Origin of the sequence: Caulobacter sp. CCUG 60055 (genome assembly GCF_022750545.1) — a bacterium.
In the GTDB taxonomy this organism is placed as follows: Bacteria; Pseudomonadota; Alphaproteobacteria; order Caulobacterales; family Caulobacteraceae; genus PUIC01.
Window position 1 is genome coordinate 26,244 of the sequence record NZ_PUIC01000009.1, and the last position, 19,003, is coordinate 45,246.

Annotated in this window: 22 protein-coding genes; 7 read left to right on the plus strand and 15 right to left on the minus strand. The window is 68.9% G+C overall.

Annotated features, from left to right (window positions below; all coding sequences use genetic code 11):
• Positions 1-4 precede the first annotated feature (4 nt).
• From C5708_RS13510 to C5708_RS13535, 6 genes are all read right to left on the minus strand, one after another.
• Positions 5-1,495 (minus strand): CpaE family protein, encoded by a 1,491-nt coding sequence (locus C5708_RS13510; protein WP_242921916.1) that lies wholly within the window; start codon positions 1,493-1,495, stop codon positions 5-7.
• Positions 1,496-1,508: 13 nt separating this feature from the next.
• Entirely contained in the window at positions 1,509-2,189 is a 681-nt protein-coding gene (locus C5708_RS13515; protein ID WP_242921918.1) for a CpaD family pilus assembly protein, read from the minus strand.
• Positions 2,176-3,789 (minus strand): type II and III secretion system protein family protein, encoded by a 1,614-nt coding sequence (locus C5708_RS13520; protein WP_242921919.1) that lies wholly within the window; start codon positions 3,787-3,789, stop codon positions 2,176-2,178. The genes C5708_RS13515 and C5708_RS13520 overlap by 14 nt, the downstream gene beginning before the upstream one ends.
• Before the next feature lie 14 nt (positions 3,790-3,803).
• Positions 3,804-4,709 (minus strand): Flp pilus assembly protein CpaB, encoded by a 906-nt coding sequence (cpaB, locus tag C5708_RS13525; protein WP_242921920.1) that lies wholly within the window; start codon positions 4,707-4,709, stop codon positions 3,804-3,806.
• Between the two features lie 160 nt (positions 4,710-4,869).
• Positions 4,870-5,382 carry a prepilin peptidase gene (locus C5708_RS13530; protein ID WP_242921921.1) on the minus strand — a complete coding sequence of 171 codons (513 nt, stop codon included), beginning with the start codon at positions 5,380-5,382 and terminating at the stop codon, positions 4,870-4,872.
• Between the two features lie 145 nt (positions 5,383-5,527).
• Positions 5,528-5,710 (minus strand): Flp family type IVb pilin, encoded by a 183-nt coding sequence (locus tag C5708_RS13535; protein WP_242921922.1) that lies wholly within the window; start codon positions 5,708-5,710, stop codon positions 5,528-5,530.
• Between the two features lie 305 nt (positions 5,711-6,015).
• Between C5708_RS13535 and C5708_RS13540 the strand changes: the two genes are divergently transcribed.
• From C5708_RS13540 to C5708_RS13550, 3 genes are read left to right on the plus strand one after another with little or no spacing between them, the layout of a single operon-like run.
• Complete coding sequence (locus tag C5708_RS13540) at positions 6,016-6,450, plus strand: pilus assembly protein N-terminal domain-containing protein (RefSeq protein WP_242921923.1); 435 nt, start codon at positions 6,016-6,018, stop codon at positions 6,448-6,450.
• 51 nt (positions 6,451-6,501) lie between these two features.
• Entirely contained in the window at positions 6,502-7,077 is a 576-nt protein-coding gene (locus tag C5708_RS13545; protein WP_242921924.1) for a TadE/TadG family type IV pilus assembly protein, read from the plus strand.
• Positions 7,068-7,667: a TadE/TadG family type IV pilus assembly protein gene (locus C5708_RS13550; protein WP_242921925.1), complete on the plus strand. Its 600-nt coding sequence runs from the start codon at positions 7,068-7,070 to the stop codon at positions 7,665-7,667. Before C5708_RS13545 ends, C5708_RS13550 begins: the two co-directional genes overlap by 10 nt.
• Here the strand turns inward: C5708_RS13550 and C5708_RS13555 are convergent.
• The 6 genes from C5708_RS13555 to C5708_RS13580 form a co-directional block, all read right to left on the minus strand.
• Complete coding sequence (locus tag C5708_RS13555; RefSeq protein WP_242921926.1) at positions 7,607-8,449, minus strand: aminotransferase class IV; 843 nt, start codon at positions 8,447-8,449, stop codon at positions 7,607-7,609. The genes C5708_RS13550 and C5708_RS13555 overlap by 61 nt on opposite strands.
• Positions 8,446-9,798, minus strand: a complete 1,353-nt coding sequence (locus C5708_RS13560) for an anthranilate synthase component I family protein (protein ID WP_242921928.1) — start codon at positions 9,796-9,798, stop codon at positions 8,446-8,448. Before C5708_RS13560 ends, C5708_RS13555 begins: the two co-directional genes overlap by 4 nt.
• 87 nt (positions 9,799-9,885) lie before the next feature.
• On the minus strand, positions 9,886-11,340 hold the full coding sequence (locus tag C5708_RS13565; RefSeq protein WP_242921930.1) for an MFS transporter: 1,455 nt from the start codon (positions 11,338-11,340) through the stop codon (positions 9,886-9,888).
• A 97-nt stretch (positions 11,341-11,437) separates the two neighbouring features.
• Entirely contained in the window at positions 11,438-11,740 is a 303-nt protein-coding gene (locus tag C5708_RS13570; RefSeq protein ID WP_242921932.1) for a DUF2218 domain-containing protein, read from the minus strand.
• Complete coding sequence (locus tag C5708_RS13575; protein WP_242921933.1) at positions 11,740-12,315, minus strand: PadR family transcriptional regulator; 576 nt, start codon at positions 12,313-12,315, stop codon at positions 11,740-11,742. The genes C5708_RS13570 and C5708_RS13575 overlap by 1 nt, the downstream gene beginning before the upstream one ends.
• Before the next feature lie 333 nt (positions 12,316-12,648).
• Positions 12,649-13,425, minus strand: a complete 777-nt coding sequence (locus C5708_RS13580; protein WP_242921934.1) for a tyrosine-protein phosphatase — start codon at positions 13,423-13,425, stop codon at positions 12,649-12,651.
• Between the two features lie 126 nt (positions 13,426-13,551).
• On the opposite strand from C5708_RS13580, the gene C5708_RS13585 reads away from it, so the two are divergent.
• The gene (locus C5708_RS13585; protein WP_242921935.1) at positions 13,552-13,902 is read left to right on the plus strand and encodes a nuclear transport factor 2 family protein; all 351 of its coding nucleotides are present in this window, start codon (positions 13,552-13,554) and stop codon (positions 13,900-13,902) included.
• Positions 13,903-13,941: 39 nt separating this feature from the next.
• Here C5708_RS13585 and C5708_RS13590 read toward each other — a convergent pair whose 3' ends face one another.
• Positions 13,942-15,396, minus strand: a complete 1,455-nt coding sequence (locus C5708_RS13590; protein WP_242921936.1) for an AMP nucleosidase — start codon at positions 15,394-15,396, stop codon at positions 13,942-13,944.
• A 120-nt stretch (positions 15,397-15,516) separates the two neighbouring features.
• Between C5708_RS13590 and C5708_RS13595 the strand changes: the two genes are divergently transcribed.
• Positions 15,517-16,386 carry a class I SAM-dependent methyltransferase gene (locus C5708_RS13595; protein WP_242921937.1) on the plus strand — a complete coding sequence of 290 codons (870 nt, stop codon included), beginning with the start codon at positions 15,517-15,519 and terminating at the stop codon, positions 16,384-16,386.
• Here C5708_RS13595 and C5708_RS13600 read toward each other — a convergent pair.
• On the minus strand, positions 16,338-16,694 hold the full coding sequence (locus tag C5708_RS13600) for a hypothetical protein (protein ID WP_242921938.1): 357 nt from the start codon (positions 16,692-16,694) through the stop codon (positions 16,338-16,340). The two genes, C5708_RS13595 and C5708_RS13600, sit on opposite strands and share 49 nt — an antisense overlap.
• Positions 16,695-16,708: 14 nt before the next feature.
• Positions 16,709-17,743, minus strand: a complete 1,035-nt coding sequence (locus C5708_RS13605) for a ribonucleotide-diphosphate reductase subunit beta (RefSeq protein ID WP_242921940.1) — start codon at positions 17,741-17,743, stop codon at positions 16,709-16,711.
• Positions 17,744-17,867: 124 nt separating this feature from the next.
• Here C5708_RS13605 and C5708_RS13610 point away from each other — a divergent pair, with 124 nt between their 5' ends.
• Together C5708_RS13610 and C5708_RS13615 are read left to right on the plus strand one after the other, a co-directional pair.
• Entirely contained in the window at positions 17,868-18,530 is a 663-nt protein-coding gene (locus tag C5708_RS13610; protein ID WP_242921942.1) for a glutathione S-transferase family protein, read from the plus strand.
• 31 nt (positions 18,531-18,561) lie between these two features.
• A complete protein-coding gene (locus tag C5708_RS13615; protein WP_242921944.1) occupies positions 18,562-18,972 on the plus strand; it encodes a TIGR02301 family protein in 411 nt (136 codons plus the stop codon).
• Positions 18,973-19,003: the final 31 nt, after the last annotated feature.

Genomic DNA, 19,003 nt, shown 5'->3' on the forward strand with positions numbered 1-19,003 from the left:
CGCCCTACTTCTTAAACAGGCCGCCGAGCAGCGTCTTCTTCGGCGCCGGCGGCGGGTCCCTGCGGCTGATGATCTGGGCCAGCTGCTCCAGGCCCTCGACCGCCTTGGCCTTGGCGTTGACCTCGGCCAGCATCTGGCCGTTGTTGGCGGCCTGGCCGAACAGCTTGGGATCGAAGGCCACGATCAGCGACGGGTCCAGGCCGAGGGCGGCGGCGAAGTCCTTGGGCGGAATCTCGGGCCGGCCGGGCACGCCCACCTGGTTGAGGACCAGTCGCGGCGGCGCGTCGTTCGGGCGGGCCTGGCGGATGACGTCGACCATGTTCTTGGCGTTGCGCAGCGAGGCGAGATCGGGCGTGGCCACCACCACCACCTCGTCGGCCGCCAGCAAGGTGCGACGCATCCAGCCCGACCACAGATGCGGCAGGTCCATGACGACGAACGGCGCCGCCGTGCGGATCTTGCTGGCCACCTCCTCGAACGCCTCGGGCGCGATGTCGTAGTCGTCCTCCAGCGTGGCCGGCGCGGCGAACAGGCTGAGCCGCTCGGTGCAGCGGGCCATCATCCGCTCCAGCAGAACGGGATCGAGGCGTTCGGGCTGCGACAGAGCGTCGGCGACGCCGTGTAGCGGGTCCTGGTTGAAATCGAGCCCGGCGGTGCCGAACGGCAGGTCGAAGTCGGCGATGACGCCGTTGGTCTGCATCCGCTCGGTCAGGGTGTAGGCGAAGTTGTGAGCGATGGTCGACGCCCCAACCCCGCCCTTGGCGCCCACGAAGGCGATGGAGCGGCCGATGAACGGCGCCGAGGGGTCGGCGTAGAGCGAGGTCACCGCATTGATCAGGCCGAGCACCTGCAGGGGCGGCACGATGTACTCGCTGACGCCGCGCCGCATCAGTTCGCGATAGAGGGCGATATCGTTGGAATCGCCGACCACCACCACCTTGGTGCCGGAATCGCAGACCTCGGCGAGGTCGTCGAGCAGGCCCAGCAGGACCGGCCCCGGATCGAGACTTTCGACGATCAGCAGGGATGGGGTCGGATGGTTCTGGTAGTGTTCGACGGCGGCGGCCAGACCGCCGGACAGGATCGTCGTCGACGCCCGCGCCATGCGGCGGTCGGCCGCGGCGCGCTCCGCCGTCTCGGCGGTTTCGGCCTTGGCGCAGAAGATGTGGATGGTGATGCGCGGAACGCCGGCCTCTCCGGGCGCGCCGCCGGCCGCGGCGGAAGGCGGAACCCCGCCGCCAAGGGCCACCTCGGCGTCGGCGATCAGGTCGCCGATCGGATTGGCGGCCGCCCCGCCCTCATGGTCGAAATCGGCCTCGCCCAGCGCGATCAGGGGATCGTCCAGCCGATGGCTCTCGTCGGCGGGCGACAGGAAGGCGTCGGGGTGGCCCGCGGCCGGTTCGCTCCACGGGTCGACGGCCGGATGCGGCGCGAACTCGTCCTCGGCGTCGAAACCGGGGTCGAAGGGATCGTCATGCAGGGTCTTGGGGTTCATCGCCCGGCCGTCCTCACTGCACGACCTTGGAGACATAGCCCGAGGCCTGGCTGTCCTTCTGCGAGGACGTCACGTCGCCCTTGCGATACTTGTCGAACACCGTCGCGCGGCGCTGGCCGTCGGCGGGGTCCATGGCGCGCGGATGGTCGATGTCGGCCGGATTGGCGATCTGCGCGGCCATGTTGGCGGTCACCGCGCAGCCGAAGTTCTGCTGGGCCTGATTCTTCCGCGTGGAGGTCAGATTGCCCCAACTTTGGTTGCATTTGTCGACCACCGCCTCGAAGCGGGCGTAGCCCACCCGCGCTGGCGCGCCCGGCTCGCCGTCATAGGTGCTCAGGCGGACACGGGCCGGCGGCACGCCGAGCGACAGCAGCGCCGCCCCAATGTTGCGACCCGTGCGCGAGGCCGGCTCTCCGCCCCGATCGGGCGTCAGCACGACGATGTCGCCGCCTTGCTCCTCGGACCAACGCCCCGCGAAGCCGGCCAGGGCCGCCTGCTGGTTCTGGGACAGGTCCATGTGCAGGGCGAGCAGCATCTCGTCGGAGCTCGGCTCGGCGCGCAACGGATACTGCTCGGTCGGCGTCGCCGGATTGGCGACCTTGCCCGGTGGAGGAGCCGACGTGGCGCACGCGGTCAGAAACAGGGCGCAGCCGCTCACGGCGATGACGGCGCAAGGGAGCCTATTGGATGACATAGCCCACCGGTCCTTGATAGCTGCGCCCGGCGGTGGCGGCGGCCGGCGCTTTATAGGCCTTGTTGAGACGGCCCAGCAGCAGGGTCTCGGCGTCGCTGGCGACCTGCAGGCCGTCGACCGGCGTCTGGAACTTGTTGGGGCTGGTGGGCGAGACGATATAGGCCGTCACCAGCACGACCAGCTCGGTCTCGCCGCTCTGGAAATCGCGCGAGCGCGCCAAAGCCCCCAGCACCGGCAAAGCGTTCATGCCGGGCAGGGAATCGAGGTTCTCCTTGGTCTTCTCCTGCAGCAGGCCGGCCATCATCAGCGACCCGCCGGAAGGCAGCTCCACGGTGCTCTCGGCACGACGCACGCTCAGTCCCGGCACGACCAATGTCGGCGCGCTGGTGGTGCTCGTCGTGCCGCCTGACGTCGTGCTGTTCGTCTGCGTCAACGAATAGGCGCCGATGCTCGTCAGTTCGGAAACCTCCGTGGAAACCTTCAGCGAAATGCGCCCGCCGGACAGAACCACCGGCGTGAAGCCGAGACCGACGCCATAGGGCTTGAAATCCAGGGTTACGCGGCCGGTAGTGTCTTGTCCGACGGGCACTGGGTACTCGCCGCCGGCGAGGAACTTGGCGCTTTCTCCCGAAACCGCTGTCAGATTCGGCTCGGCGAGGGTGCGAACCAGACCCACCCGTTCGAACGCCTGCAGTGTCGCGGCGGCCTTGTTTAATCCCGACGAGCCGACGACATTGGCCAGCTGCGCCGCCTTGTAGTTCGCCGCATCGGCGGCGCTGTGCACCACGGTAGGACACATGTGCGAGTAGTCGCCAGGCACGCAAGGCATCTGCAGGACAGGCTGCTGGGTCGTATCCAGGGAATAGCCGCCGCTCATGCCGCCGACCAATCCGTTGTTGATGGCGTAGCTGGCGGCGTTGCTGAAATTGTACTGCACGCCGCCTATCTGTCCCAGAACCGCGCTGGTGTTGACGCCGAACTGCTTGATGATGTTGCGCTGCATCTCGACGACGCGCACCTTGAGCATCACCTGGTCCTTGCCGGTGAGCGAGAGCATGTTCAGCACCTGCTCCGGCTTGGACACGAAGCGCGCGGCGACCTGGTTGGCCCGGTCGGAATCCGAGGCGCTGGCCACCTGGCCGGTCAGGATGACGCTGTCGTTGATCGCCTCGACGTGCACGCTGGAGCCGGGCAGGACGCGGGCGAGGGTCTCAGCCAGCGCGCCGACATCCTGGTCCACCCGGACATTGAGCGACAGGATTCGCCGCCCGGCGGCGTCGAAGAACACCGCGTCCGTCTGGCCGGCGGCGACGCCGAGCACATAGATGCGGCGCGGCGAGCGCAGCACGGCGTCGGCCACCTGCGGATTGGTGACCAGCACGTCGCGCGCGTCGGTGGGCAGTTCGACGATCGCGGACTTGCCGCGCGGAATGGAAAGGTTCTGCGCACCCCGGCCTAGGTTGGCCAGGTCGACCCGCATGACGCCGGCCGGCGCCGGGCCCGAAAGGTCGCTCGCGGCGGAAAGCGGCTGGGCGACGGCCTGCCGCGCGCCTCCCGCAAGCAGCAGGACGGCCGCGCAGGCGGCCCAGGTCCGGATCATGCGTCCCCGTCCCCTCATCGCGTGCTCACCTCGCTGACCTGATCGCCGCGGAAGATGCGCACCACCCGCCCGTGATCGGCGTCCTCGTCGAAGACCGTGTGGGCCCGCTCGGACGGCCCCTTGGAATCGGCCAGGGAGCGCAGGGCCAGCGAGAGCCCGCCCTGCCCCTGACCCTGGGCCTGGGCGCGCGCCAGGGCCTCAGCCGCGCTGGCCGCCACCTCCAGGGTGGCGACGGCGCCGACCATGGCCTGGGCGTTCTTGTCCGCGGTGGTCTTCTGGTCGATCGCCAGCACGCGGACATTGCGCAGCAGGGTGTCGGACACCATGGTCGGCCGCGTCTGCGGGCCGACGCCGGCCAGTTCGCGGCTCTGGATCACATCGACATGGTCGCCGGGCAGGATGAAGCCGCCGGCCGCCTTGTCGACGCTGATCGGCACCGACATGGCCCGCATGCCGGGATCGAGCACCACGGCCATGTAGCCGCCCTCGCCGCCCCGCACCAGCTTGCCGGAGACCACGGGCTCGCCCTTGACCAGGGCCTGCTTGACGATGGCGCCATAGAGCGCGCCCATCCGGTCCTGGCCGACCGTCACGGCCCGCGCGGTCTGGGCGACCTTCTGTTCGGCCTTGGCGGCGACGCCGGCGGAAGCAGCGACCGGCGCGCCGCCGTCGGTGATGTAGTTGGGATTGAGGTCGCCCGCAGGCCAGGCCTGCCAGCCGAGGTCGCCCTGGGCCAAGCGCTCGCCGACGCCGAGATCGCGCTGGGCGACCAGCACCTGGGTGGTCGGCGCCTTGGCGGCGATGATCGGCGCGGCGGCGGTCGGGGTCTTATGGCCGAAGGCGCCGCGCACGATCACGGCCAATGCGATCGCCGCGAAGGCGGCGACGATCAGCAGGATGATGGCGCGTGGCGAACCCATGGGCGGCGGAACTCCATCCGAGGACATCGGAAGGCGCGAAACATCGATCGATCGCCGCCCCCGAACAGAATCGTCGCCCCTTCTGGACGCCGCGCCAAATTGCTCAGGTCTTGGTTAACGGCGCGCTAATCCTTGGGGCGGCGGAGCGGCGGCGGCGCTCCTAGAAGCCGGAGAACAGCGCCATCATCGGGCTGTCGGGAAAGGCGAACAGGGCGCCGACGGCGATGGCGACGCCATAGGGCGCAGCGGCGCCCGGTTCGGCCAGGCGCGCCGTCCAACCGTACCCGGCGAGGAACGGGCGGACGCTGTCGCGTCGAAGGTTCAGCAGAAGCAGCGCCAAGGCGCCTCCGGCCAGGCCGGTGATCAGGACAAAGTTCAACGACGCCGGCCAACCGAGCCAGAGCGCCGCTCCGGCGAACAGCTTGGCGTCGCCGCCGCCGATCCAGCCCAAGGCGAACATGGCCATGCCGAGGACCAGGGCGGACGCGCCCACGGCGACATGCCATCCGATCGCGGAAAGCGGCATCCCCATGCAGAGCGCCGCGAGGAAGAAGGCGCCGATCACGGCCGCGCTGATGCGGTTGGGGATGGTGAAGGAGGTCGCGTCGCTCAAGGCTCCCAGGATCATCAGCCCCGGAAAGGCGAGCAGCAGCAGAATCTGAAGCGCGTGCATCAATCCTCATCTCGCCCTGGCCCGCGATGGACAGTTCATTCTGCCGCATCGACGTGAACAAAGTCCTGCAAACCCGCCCCAAAAGCAGAAGGGCTGCGACCGCTCCAGCGGTCGCAGCCCTTGCATCACCGTTAGGCGATAGCTCTTAGCTGGCGGTGGTCGCCGGCTGCAGCTTGGTGTTCGCGTTGCTGAACACGGTCTTCAGCGAACCGCCCAGCGTGGTCACCGCGCCGATGATGACGACGGCGATCATGGCGACGATCAGGCCGTATTCGATGGCCGTGGCGCCCGACTCGTCCTTCAGGAAGCGCGAGAAAAACTTGGTCATGTCAGATCTCCATTCAGCAAGCAGTGATTAGGGCGGATCAAGCCGCACTGGCCTGCTTGCCCCCGAAAACACGAGCAATTTCGCAGCACTCACTTAATGGGCAGTAAACAGCGAAGTATTGCTAGATATTTTTCTATAGTTTACATGCATTTACTATTTACAACGATTAACTGTTCGCGAGAAAGTTCAATTTATTCAAACCGGCGGCGCCGCAATTGCCCCTCACCCAGGCCGAACGTTCAGATTTTATTGACCAATCCCGACCATCCTGGGCGTGCTCTCCAGAATATAAGGCGTCGCCCGACATGCGCCGTTCCGCCCTCTTCACGCCCTGCCTTCTCGCCGCCGCCGCCCTCGCCTCGGCCGCCTCGGCCGCCAGCTTGGCCATTCCGATAGATCAGAGCCGCCCCATCGCTCTGCGCGGAGACGCCGCCAGCGTTGTCGTCGGCAACCCGGCGGTGGCCGACGTCAACCTGATCGACAAGCGCAACGTCCTGGTGCTGGGCAAGGGGTACGGCGTCACCAACCTGCTGGTCCTGGACAAGGCTGGCCGTCCGCTTTTCAGCGGGCAGATCACCGTGTCCAGCGACGACGTCGGCCGCATGTCACTCTATCGGGGCGCCAAGCCTGTACAGTACGCGTGTTCGCCCCGTTGCGAACAGATCTCCAAAAGCGACGCCTCAGGATCTCCCCCAAGCCCGCCTGCGGGGCCAGCCGCCCTGCCCGTCTCGCCGCCGTAAAAATTGGCCTGGCTTAAACGTCGATTAGGGACAGGCCGCTAGGCTTCGACCATGGGGATTTGCATCAAGGAACTGCGGGCGCGGATCGCCGCCGCCCCCACCGCGAACGGCGGCGCGACGGCTGTCGAGTTCGCCATCATCGCCGCGCCGTTCCTGTTCTTCCTGTTCGTTCTGTTCGATCTCGGGCTGCTCTATTCGATCTCGGCCTCGCTCGACAACGCCATCGCACAGACGGCGCGGCAGATCCGCACCGGCTCCGCCCAGACCCAGGGCATGGGCCCGACCGATTTCAAGAACGCCGTGTGCGGCAACCTGGCCATCCCCAGCGCCAATTGCGGCGCAAACCTCAGCCTCGACGTCCGCGCTTTCAGCTGCTTTCGCGACGTGACCACGCCGACAGCGCCTGTGACCAATCAGACCGTCGACCCGACCAAGCTGGTCTTCAACATGGGCGGGCCGGGAGACATCATCGTCGTTCGCGCCTACTACAAATGGGGGCTGCTGGCGCCGCTCCTTGAGAACGCGGTGACTCCGCTCAAGCCGGGCCAGGTTCTCGTCACCGCCTCGACGGCGTTCCGCAACGAGCCTTACGGCCAAACCACGCCGACGCCGCCGTCATGCAACTGATCCCTCGCCTCGCGTCCCTGCTTCGGACCTTCCATCGAGACCGCAGCGGAGTCTCGGCGGTCGAGTTCGCCCTGCTCGCGCCCCTGATGGTCCTGCTCTACTGCGGCATGACCGAACTGACCCAGGGCTATCTGGCCAAGCGACGCGCCGATCACGTGTCGGCCACGTTGGGCGATCTCACCGCTCAGGTCAGCAGCATCAACCAGGCCAATCTCAGCGACGTCTTCAAGGCTGCGGCCCTGATCATGGCGCCTTATCCGGCCACCGACGCCAATCTCAGCATGAAGATCACCAGCGTGGTCTCCGACCCGACCACCGGATCGCTGAAAGTAGTCTGGAACGCCACGCAGGGTTCGGGCGCGGGCTGGCGCACCCTCAGCCAGATCCAGTCGGACATCACCGATCCGACCACCAAGACCGTGACCATGATCGGCAAGGGCGACGGCGTCATCGTCGCCGAGGCCAAGTATCGGTACAGCCCCTTCACCAAATACTTCATCTCGACGCCGGTGACGTTCAGCAACGTCTTCTATCTGCGGCCGCGCCGGTCGTCGGCGGTCGCCTGCACCGACTGCCCGCCGCCCTCGTAGAGCGTCCAGGCGGCGCCCGCCAGGCGCTCCGCCATGTCATGGCGCGGCGCGGCCGGCGCGCCGGCGAGGACGGCCGCCCGGACGCCGATCAGGCTGTTGCTGAGGAACACGGCCTCGGCCTGGGCGAGTTCGGAAAGGTCGGCGACCGCCTCGACCGTCTCGATCCCCAAGCCGGCGGCGGCGTCGAGGACGGCGTGACGCATGATCCCGTCGAGCACGCCGCAGGCCAGGGCCGGCGTGAACAGGCGCCCTTCGCGCATCCAGAACAGATTGGCGGCCGTGGCGCAGGCCGGCGCGCCCGCCAGGTTCAGCATCACCGCGTCGTCCGCTCCGGCGGCGCGGGCCTGCCGGCGGGCCAGGAGGTTGTCGAGATAGGCCAGCGTCTTGCACCGCGCGGCGGGCGAGGTTTCGTTGCGGCGGATCGTGGCGACCGCCAGGCGGACCGGCGGCGCGTCCGCGGGCGGGGCGGGCGACGGCGAAGCCGTCGCGACCACGCGCGGGGCCGGCTCCATGGGCCGGTCGAGCCCCCGGCCGCCGGACCCGGCGGTGACCGACACCCGAACCGCCGCCCGCCCGCGCGTCAGGCCGGCCTGCGCCAGCGCCTCGGCCGCGGCGGCGAGAACGACGGCGAGGTCGGGCGCGGGCAGGTCCAGCGCCGCGCAGCCTCGCCGCAGCCGCGCCATGTGCTCGCCCCAACGGATCAGCCGGCCGTCCAGGGCCAGGACGGTCTCGAACAGGCCGTCGCCGAGGGCGAAGCCGCGATCGTCCGCCGGCAGGTTCATGCGCGCCGGTCCGTCAGCGCGCCGAGCAGGGCCGCGATCTTGGCCTCGGTCTCCATCCGCTCGGCGACGGGGTCGCTGTCGGCGACGATCCCGGCCCCGGCCCGCAGCTCCACCCGCCATCCCGCCCCGTCGCGGACGAGGGCCGCCGTGCGGATCAGCACGCTCGAATCGAACGCGCCGTCGAAGCCGGCCCAGAACATCGAGCCGCAATAGGGGCCGCGCGGCGGCTCCAGCCCCGCGATGATCGTCATCGCCTGCACCTTGGGCGCGCCGGTGATCGATCCGGGCGGGAACGACGCCGCCAGCAGGTCGGCCGCGTCCCGGCCCTCGGCCAGGACGCCGGTCACGGTCGAGACCAGATGATGGACGTTGGCGAAACTCTCCAGGCGAAACAGCTCCGGCGCCGCCACCGCCCCCGGCGGGCAGACCCGGGCCAGGTCGTTGCGCATCAGGTCGACGATCATCAGGTTCTCGGCGCGGTCCTTGACGCTGGCCGTCAGCTCGGCGGCCAGGGCCGCGTCCTCGCCCGCGTCTCGCCCGCGCGGGCGCGTGCCCTTGATCGGCCGGGTCTCGACGCGCAGCCCCCCGGCCGCCGCCTCGACGGCGACGAACCGCTCCGGCGAGTTCGACACCACCGCCCGGTCGTCCAGCCGCAGATAGGCCGCGAACGGCGCGGGGCTGGGCCCGGCCAGCCGGGCGAACAGGTGATAGGGAGACGCCCCTTCCCCCAGGCGGCCCGACCAGACGCGGGCGATGTTGGCCTGGAAGATTTCGCCGGCGGCGATGCGGCCGACCACCTCGGCGACAGCCGCCTCGTAGGCGGCGGCCGACGCGGCCTCGATCCGTTCGGCCAACGGCCCCGACGGCGGCGCGGGCGACGGGCCAAAAGCCGCCCAGCCCAGGGCTTCGCGGGCGCGGTCCTTCGCCTCCGGTCCGGCCGCGCCGCGGCCGACCGCCAGCATCCGGCGGCGGCGATGGTCGAACGCGAGCAGCGCGGCGTAGCGACCGACGACGAGATCGGGCCAGCCGGCGCAGCGGGCGAGCGCGACGGGCTCGAACCGGGCCCCCAGCTCATAGGCCGCCAATCCGGCCAGACCGCCCTGGAACGGCGGGCCGTCGGGGTCGACGGCCAGCGGCGGTCCCAGCAGATCGCGAAGCGCGGCGGCGGGATCGCGCGGATCGTCCCGCGTCAGGGCCAGGACGGCGTCCGGCCGCCGCGCCACATAGGACCAGCGCCCCCGTTCGCCGCCGTCCGACAGCAGGGCGAGCGCGAAGGGTTCGTCGGCGAAGCCCCCCAGCACCTCGACCGGGTCGCGCCAAGGGCCCTCAAGTATGGAAACCGCCTGCATCGCGCCCCAATAGCGCCGATGCGGTCACCGCGCCATCGACGCCCTCTGTCGCGCCAGTCGGGGCGCGCCTGCCAAGGAGCACGCCGGTCAGGCCTCCCGCCCGCCGCCGCGCACGAACGAGAGCCCGATGAACCCGAGCGCCAGCAGCAGGGCGGTCATGGAGAAGCCGATCTGCTGGCTGTGGAACACCTCGGTCGCCACGTGCACCAGGGTCGAGCCCAGGAACAGCGTCACCGTGCCGGAAAGGGCGTAGAGCCCGAAGAACACGCCGGTCTGGTCGGGCGGCGTCAGCCGGGTGAGCAGGGTGCGGCTCGACGCGTACTGGGCGGTGATGAAGATGGCGTTGAAGAAGCCGATGAAGATATAGAGCGCTTCGGGCAGGGTGCGGAACAACGGCCCGTTCCACAGCGGCGGGTGGGCCGACGCGTCATAGGCCCAGAAGTAGAAGATTCTGTCGGGCGCCATGCCCAGCATGCCGGCGATGCCGACCAGGGTGACGAGCAGCTCGATCTGCACCGCCCGCTTCGGGCCGAGCCAGTGATCCAGCGCGCCGCCGATGAAGCCGCCCGCCACCGCGAAGACGGACAGCGAGACGCCGTAGGCCAGCATCTCCAGCGCGCCCCACTTCATCACCCCCGCCGCATAGACGCCGGCGAAGAACAGGATGGCGGTCATGCCGTCGACATAGAGCATGCGCGAGCCGAGGAAGATCGCCGCGTCGCGATGATCCTTCAGCCGCTTGACCATGCTCCACAGCTGCATCACCCCGTCCTTGAAGGCGTGCAGGACCGGAACGCGGCTACGGTCGGCGTCCGGCGTGAACAGGAACATCGGAATGGCGCCGATAATGAAGATCAGCGCCGAGATCGGCCCGACGATGCGGTCGGGTTCGTGCTGGGCCGGGTCCAGGCCGAACAGCGGCGCGTGCGGCAGGAACGACCACGGCACCTTCCCCGGCAGGGCGAAGGCCCACATGATGAAGATCAGCGCGGTCACCGCCAGGAAGTTGCTGAGCGACAGCGCCAGGCCCGAGGCCTTGTGCACGTTCTTCAGTCCGGCGGCGCGCACCAGCAGCGAGTTGAGCAGCACCTCGCTGTAGGCGAACAGCACGTTGATGACGGTGGCGATGACGATCACGGCGTTGACGCTGAGGCCGCTGCGGTCGGGCCTCGTCCACCACAGGGCCCAGATCAGCGGAACCATGCCGGCCACGCACAGGAACAGCCAGGGCTTTCGCCGCCCGAGCTTGTCGATCGAGGCGCCCAGCAAGGGCGCGGTCGGGGCGACGATGAAGCCGACGTACATGGCGTAGGCGGCCACCGCCGCCTGGCCCCTGACCGGATCGCCGACGACCACGGTCGAGAAGTACGGCATGAACACGTAGATGGTGACGAGGATGACGTAGGGGTTGCGCGCGCCCTCGAACAGCGCCCAGGCCAGTCCCCCGAGAGACAGCTTCGAGGGAGTCTGGTTCTCCGCGGCGACGGGCGCCGACGAATCGGATGCTGCCGGCGATATCCCGGCGTGAACGGCCTCGGTCATACTTCCTCCCGGTGGGCCGTCTGATACGCGACCGCTACCGGGCGGTAAGCTGAACCGAATTCAAACAGTTGTCAGCATGGTTTGCGTGACGCGGCGATTAACGCTCCGCGCCGGTCCGCACCCACTGGATGGCCAGGGGTTCGCGGAAGGCGAACCGTTCGAGATGGCGGGCGACGACGTCTTCGAGCTGGACCAGCTCCATCTCGTTCCGGGCGAGGACGTTGAGACGCAACATCGAGCCCTCCGCCGCCAGGTAGCAGACCCCGGTGGGGAAGGAGATGCGGCCGAGATCGGGGGTGAACTCCACCGGCAGCTTGTGGGCGAAGTGCTTGCACAGCTGCTGGAGGTAGCGCCCCCCCGGACGCTCCGTCTCGATGTGGGCGTGAGACACGTGGCTCATCAGGCTTCCTCCACGGCTTTGGCGGCGGCGTCGAGCGCCGCGGCGATGGCGACGATCTGTTCGTCGGTCAGGGGCCCGCGCGACAGGCGAAGCCGCAGGGCCGTCTTCAGGTTCTCGCGGGCGCGCATGATCGGCATGGAGACGCCGCCGCCGAAGCGGGCGCTGATGTCGCGGATGCGTTCGAAGATGGCGTCGATGGACGGCTGGTTGTCGCGCAGCGCCTGCCGGCCGGCTTCGGTGATGGTGTAGAGCTTCTTGACCCCGTCCGCCTCGGCGGTGACGTAGCCCAGCTCCTCCAGCAGGGTCAGGGTCGGATAGACCACCCCGGGGCTCGGCGCGTAGGCGCCGCCGAGGCGCTCCTCGATCTCCTTGATGATCTCGTAGCCGTGGGCCGGCTTCTCGGAGATCAGCTGCAGGATGACGAAGCGCAGGTCGCCCTGGTCGAAGAAGCGGCCGCGACGTCCCGGCCCGTGCCCGTGGCCGCGCCCGCCGAAACCGCGGCCGCCGAAGCCGAACTCACGCGGGCCGAAACGGGCGTGCGGATGATGGTGGTGATGATGGTGATGTCTGAACATGGGTCTCTTTCTTTCCGACACAATTTCGATATGTCGGAATTACAGATATATCTAAATCGTATCGCGTCAAGCCTGCTCCCCGCATTTTCAGCGACCCGCCGCTCGGGATCAGTCTATGATATTGAGAATCGTTTGCAAATCAACAGTTCGAGACGCCCGGCGACTTTCACACGCTGTTGATTGGAGCGACGCCGGAGGCGCGCGCACTATTCGGTCTTCTGGATGGAGGTCCAAGCGCCTTACGCGTCCGCAGACGGCCCAGGGCCGGTCGGCGGGCGCGTTTCTTTATCCGGCGGGGGCGGCTATCGGCGGATAGGGCCGGCCGCCCGGCGGTCAGGCCAGCAGGCGCGCCTCGATCGACGAACGCATGGCGCCGTCGACGCCCAGGACGGTCTCGATATAGGCGTCCACCGAGCCGCTGGTCGCAGCCATGGCGGCCAGGGCGATCTCAAGATAACGGGCCTCGACCCCCATCGCCACGCGCACGGCCTGGTCGCTCGGCGCGTGGCCGGCGACCTCGGCGATCAGTCTGGCGACATGCGGCGCCCGCGCCTCGATACGGGCGGAATCGTTGGTGAGCAGGTAGTCGGCGATCAGGTCGTCGTCGGCGACGCCGGCGAGGTGGTGGGTCAGCGCCGCCAGGATGCCGGTGCGGTCCTTGCCGGCCGCGCAATGGATCAGCAGCGGCCCCTCGGCCCGGGCCAGGGCCGCGAAATAGCGGGCGTAGAGGTCGATATGCCGCTGCTCGTAGGGCGCGCGCTCGTAGAATTCGTGGGCGTGCCCCCGGAAGGATTCCGCCGTCAGGTCCGATGTGCGGATGAACTCCATCCACGGGTCCTCGGTCGACTCGCCGATGTCATTGTCGATGACCTCGGCGTCGAAACCCGTCCAGCGCCGGCTGGGGTCGCGCTGGCGTTCGTTGACGCGGCGCAGGTCGACGATGGTCCGCAGGCCGAGCCCGGCCATCGCCTCGAGATCGGCCTCGGTCGCGTGGGCGTGGTGGGCCGAGCGGTAGAGGAAACCCTTCCGCAGCCGGCCCCTGCCCGCGCCGTAGTCGCCGAAATCCCGAAAATTCTCTACGCCGTCGAACGGAAGGATGCGCTGGGTCATGCGCCGTTGTTAGCGCCGGCCTGCGACAAAAGCGAGACGAAGCCGCCCCGGACAACAGGGTTTGATTCGACCGCCGCGCCCGGCGAGCCTAACCTTCGTCTTCTTGCGCAAATCCGGGAGGCCGCCATGCATCCCCTGTCCGCCCAGGACCTGACCCGCGCCCTGGAAGGGCGTGACGCCGAGACCCTGCTGTCGTTCTACACCGAGGACGCCGTCGTGCGTTTCATCGATCGCGACCACCCGCCCAGCCGACCGCTGGAGCTTCGCGGCCGCGGCCAGATCGCGCGCTATTACGAGGACGTCTGCGGCCGCGCCATGACCCATCATGTCGACGCGATCTCGGCGGACGAAAGCCACATCGCCTTCCTCGAATCCTGCGCCTATGCCGACGGGCTAAAGGTGTCGTGCTCGGCCATGCTCACCCTGTCGGGCGGCCGCATCGTCGAGCAGACCAACGTCCAGGCCTGGGACTGCTGAACGGACGGGCCGCCGGGCGGCCGCGTCCGTCCCCGCGCCTCACCGGAACGGCGGCTCGTCGAAGGCGCGCAGCTTGCGCGAATGCAGGCGCGGCCCTTCCTGGCGCAGGATGTCCATGGTGGTCAGGCCGATGGCCAGGTGTTGGCTGATCGCCTGCTCGTAGAAGCGGTTGGCCTGTCCCGGCAGCTTGATCTCGCCGTGGATCGGCTTGTCCGACACGCACAGCAGGGTCCCGTAGGGCACGCGGAAGCGATAGCCCTGGGCGGCGATGGTCGCCGATTCCATGTCGATGCCGACCGCCCGGCTCTGGTTGAAGCGCAGGGCCGACAGGGTGTAGCGCAGCTCCCAGTTGCGGTCGTCGGTGGTGACGATGGTGCCAGTGCGCAGCCGCTTCTTGAGCTGGTCGCCGGTCTCGCCGCTGACCAGTTCGGCCGCCCGGTAGAGCGCCTGCTGGATTTCGGCGATCGGCGGGATCGGGATCTCCGGCGGCAGCACGTCGTCGAGCACGTGGTCGTCGCGCAGATAGGCGTGGGCCAGCACGTAGTCGCCGATGGTCTGGCTGGGGCGCAGGCCGCCGCAGTGGCCGATCATCAGCCAGGCCTGGGGCCGCAGAACCGCCAGATGGTCGGTGATGGTCTTGGCGTTGGACGGGCCGACGCCGATGTTGACCAGGGTCACGCCTTTGCCGTCCCGCGCCATCAGGTGATAGGCCGGCATCTGGTGCTTGCGCCAGGTTCCGTTGGCGACGGCCGCCTCGGGGTTCTCGGTCTCGGCGGTGACCACCACGCCGCCGGCGCAGGACAGGGCCGTGTAACGGCTGTCCGGCTTGCGCAGCTCCTCGCACGCCCAGCGCACGAACTCGTCGACATAGCGGTGGTAGTTGGTGAACAGCACATAGGGCTGCACGTGCTCGGCCGGGGCGCCGCTGTAGTGCTTCAGCCGGGCCAGCGAGAAGTCGACGCGCAGGGCGTCGAACAGCGACAGCGGCCGCGTCTCCTCCAGCGCCGGCTCCCAGAAGCCGTCGGCGACCTCGTCGCCGATATGGGCGAGGTCGGTGGCCGGGAACCAGCGGGCGAGCTCCTGCGACGACACCGCGTCCAGGGCCAGGTCCTCGGCGCCGTCCAGCACGTAGGGATAGGGGATTTCCTGCTGCGAGCGGCCGACCTCGATGTCGACCTCGAAGTCCTCGACCAGCAGCGACAGTTGCTCGATCAGATAGCCGCGGAAGAAATCCGGCTTGGTGATCGTCGCCGAATAGACGGCGGGGGTGGTCAGGCGGGCGTAGGCGCGGCTGAGCCGGGCGGTCTTGCGCTCGCCGGTATAGACGATGCGCAGTTCGGGATAGGTGAACGCGCCTTCCAGCCGGGCGCCCGCATCGGGCTTTTCGCCCTTGGTCAGGTAGGCCTGAAGCGCTCGGCGCAGGGTCTGGACGGATTGCAGGTACAGTTCATTGAGCCGGTCTACGATCGCCGGCAGATCTTCTTTCCTAGTCATGCGCGAGCGTCATAACGCAGATCGGTGAAACTTTCGAGGCGCCGCGCGCCGGAGCCTTCCCCGACACGCCGGAACATGCCAAACGGCGGCCACGGGACCAACCTTCGGCGACGGGCGCTCATGACGGAATCCCGATCGACCGAAAGAGGCGTCATCGGCCTCGCGTCCGGAAGTCTGCTGCGGCCCATCGCCGACCGCACGCCGGCCGTCGTGCGCCGAATTTGCGCGGGCGCCTGGCTCGACGTCAGCAGCCTGCCGGCGCGCCTGCGCGATCCTGGCCGCTGGAACGAGCCCTGGCAGACCTTCCACAATGTCGGCGGCGGCGACTTCCGCGCCTCGGGCGAGGCCATTCTGCGTCAGCTCGTCGATATCGCCGGCCTGCGGCGGGACTGGCGCGTGCTCGACATCGGTTGCGGCACCGGGCGGGCGGCCGCGCCCCTGGCGGAGTTCCTGGCCCCCGAGGGCGGCTATGTCGGCTTCGACGTCTCGCGGATCGCGGTCGACTCCTGCCGCCGCCGCTTTCGCCGCCGACGCCCCGACTTCGCCTTTCACCACGCCGACGTGGCCAACCCTGTCTACAACGTCAGAGGCTCGGCGGCGCCCGAGCAATACGTCTTTCCCTGCCCCGACCAGAGCATCGACCTGGTGTTCGCCACCTCGGTCTTCACCCATCTGCGCCTGCCGGTGGTGGCCCGGCAGCTGCGCGAGAGCGCGCGGGCGCTCAAGCCCGGCGGCCGTTTCCTGTTCACCGCCTACACGCTGATCCCGGGACGGGGCGAGCCGGCCCTGTCGCCGTTCGAGCCGGGGGTCATGGTCCTCGACCCTAAGGCGCCGGAACGGGCCATCGCCTTCGACGAGACCTTGCTGCGCGCCGTCGTCGCCGAGGCCGGCCTCGACGTAGTCGAGCCGGTCCGCCTGGGCGCGTGGCTCGGTGAGGCGACCTATGAGGGCGGCCAGGACCTGTGGCTGGTCGAGAAGCCGGTGCGCTGACGGCGGGTCTCCCCCGACCCCGGAGGGCCGTCGTCGTCGTCGGCCTCCAGCTTGGCCAAGCCGCAATGGCGGCAGGCGCGCGCGTCCAGGTTCGTCCAAAGACCGGTGCGCGCATCGCGACCGATGTTGAACAGCCCGCCGCATCGTGGGCAGCGCCAGAAGTGCTGGACCAGGCTGACGACCAGCAGCGCCCCGCCCGACCACAGCATCACCGGAACGCCGGCGCCCGCGAGCGCCAGCCCCACGAAGGCGAAGAACGCCAGCGCCCAGACCCAACTCAGCAGTTTGAACAGACGCCAGTCGCGCACGGACGCGATCGCCGCTATTCGGCCGGCAGCACGTTCTCGGAACGCTTGGTCATCATGCGGTCGAACTCGCTCCACACGCCGGCGTCGCCCTGCCACTGGCCGCGGGTGGCGGCCTTGGAATATTCGGTGGCGCGCGCCTCGAAGAAGTTGGCGTGCTCGACGCCCGACAGCAGGGCCTGCAGCCAGGGCAGCGGGTTCTCGGTGACGCCGTAGACCGCCGGCAGGTCGAGCTGCCGCAGACGCCAGTCGGCGATGAAGCGGATATAGGCCTTGATGTCCTCGGGCGTCATGCCCTCGACCGAGCCCATCTCGAAGGCCAGGTCGATGAACTTGTCCTCGAGGCTCACCACCGTCTTGCAGCAGTCGACGATGTCGTCCGCCACCGCCTTGGTCACCGCGCCGGTCTCCTTGTTGAAGGCGTGGTAGAGCTTGATGATGCCTTCGCAGTGCAGGCTCTCGTCGCGCACCGACCACGACACGATCTGGCCCATGCCCTTCATCTTGTTGAAGCGCGGGAAGTTCATCAGCATGGCGAAGCTGGCGAACAGCTGCAGGCCTTCGGTGAAGCCGCCGAACATGGCCAGGGTGCGGGCGATGTCGGCGTTGGTGTCGACCCCGAACTTCTGCATGAAGTCGTGCTTGTCGCGCATCGCCTGGTATTCGAGGAACGCGCCGAACTCGCTCTCGGGCATGCCGATGGTTTCGAGCAGCAGGGCGTAGGCCGCGATATGGACGGTCTCCATGTTCGCGAACGACGACAGCATCATCTTCACTTCGGTCGGTTTGAACACCCGGCCGTAGCGCTCCATGTAGTTGTCGGCGACCTCGATGTCCGACTGGGTGAAGAAGCGGAAGATCTGGGTCAGCAGGTTGCGTTCGCCGTCCGACAGCTTGGTCGCCCAGTCCTTGCAGTCCTCTCCGAGCGGCACCTCTTCCGGCAGCCAGTGGACCTGCTGCTGGCGCTTCCAGAACTCGTAGGCCCAGGGATAGCGGAACGGCTTGTAGGCGGCTGAGGGGGTGAGCAGGCCGGTCAGTTTGGCGGCGGTCATGGCGGCGTCCTCAGGCGAATCGAGCGGTCGGGTCTAGACTGGCGTCACGGTAAGCAGCGAAGGGCTCGCTGACCACCATATGTAGTGTGAACTAGGCCTCAATTCACAAGATAAGGTTACCGCTGTGGATAAGCCATTCACGATTTACGGCGCGCGCGGGGCCGGCTCCGTACCTGTCGAGGCGGCGCTGACCCTGGCGGGCGCGCCCTATCGCCTGATCGAGGAGCCGTCGCTGTCCGCCCCCCTGCGCGACCGGCGCGCCGGGGCGGTGAACCCGCTGCGCCAGGTGCCGGCCCTGGTGCTGCCGGACGGCGGGGTGATGACCGAGAGCGCGGCCATCCTGATCTGGCTGGCCGAGCGTTTCCCCGAGGCCCGCCTCGCCCCGCCGCCGGGCGATCCGGCGCGGCCGGCCTTCCTGCGCTGGATGGCCTATGTCTCGGCGGCGATCTATTCGCTCTACTGGATTCGGGACGACCTCTCGCGGCTGGCCGCCGACGAAGCGCACGAGGCCGTGCTCGCCGAACGCACCGCCGAGCGCATCGCCTTCTGCTGGGCCCAGATGGACGCCCAGGTCGCGCCGGCCCCCTTCATCCTGGGCGAGACGCTGGGCGTGCTCGACCTCTATGTCGCCGTGGTCTCGCGCTGGGGTCCCAGGCGCGCGCGCTTCTATCGCGAGGCGCCCAGGCTGGCCGAGGTCGTGCGGCGGGTCGACGCCGAGCCGCGCCTCCAGGCGTTCTGGGCCGAACGCTTCCCCTTCGCGCCGGGCTGGGAGGGGTCGGCCCCATGACAAGCCCCCGCGCCGGGTGTTCAATGACGCCATGAAGCGCGCCGCCCTCATCGCCTGCCTCGCGCTGGCGGCCCTGCCCGTCCGGCCCGCCGCCGCCCAGGACCGCGACGGCGCCAGGGACCAGGTCCTGGCCGAGCTCGCCGCCGTGATCGGCGAAAGCCACGCCCTGCGCCAGGCCTGCCGGGGAACCGGCGACCAGTTCTGGCGCGGCCGGATGCAGCGGCTGCTGGACAACGAGCATGCGCCGCAGGACCAGGAGATCGACCTCAAGGAGGCGTTCAACGCCGGCTATCGCCGGGCCCAGGTCCGCTATCCCCGTTGCGACGACGACAGTCGCGCGGCCCTGGCGGCGGCGGCCGAGCGCGGCCGCGACCTCGCCGCCGAGCTCGGCCGCACGACAACCCATGCGGCGGCGGTGGCGAACGACGCAACCCCGCGCTAGGGTGTGGGCCTGGCATCGCTTGGGAGGGCGT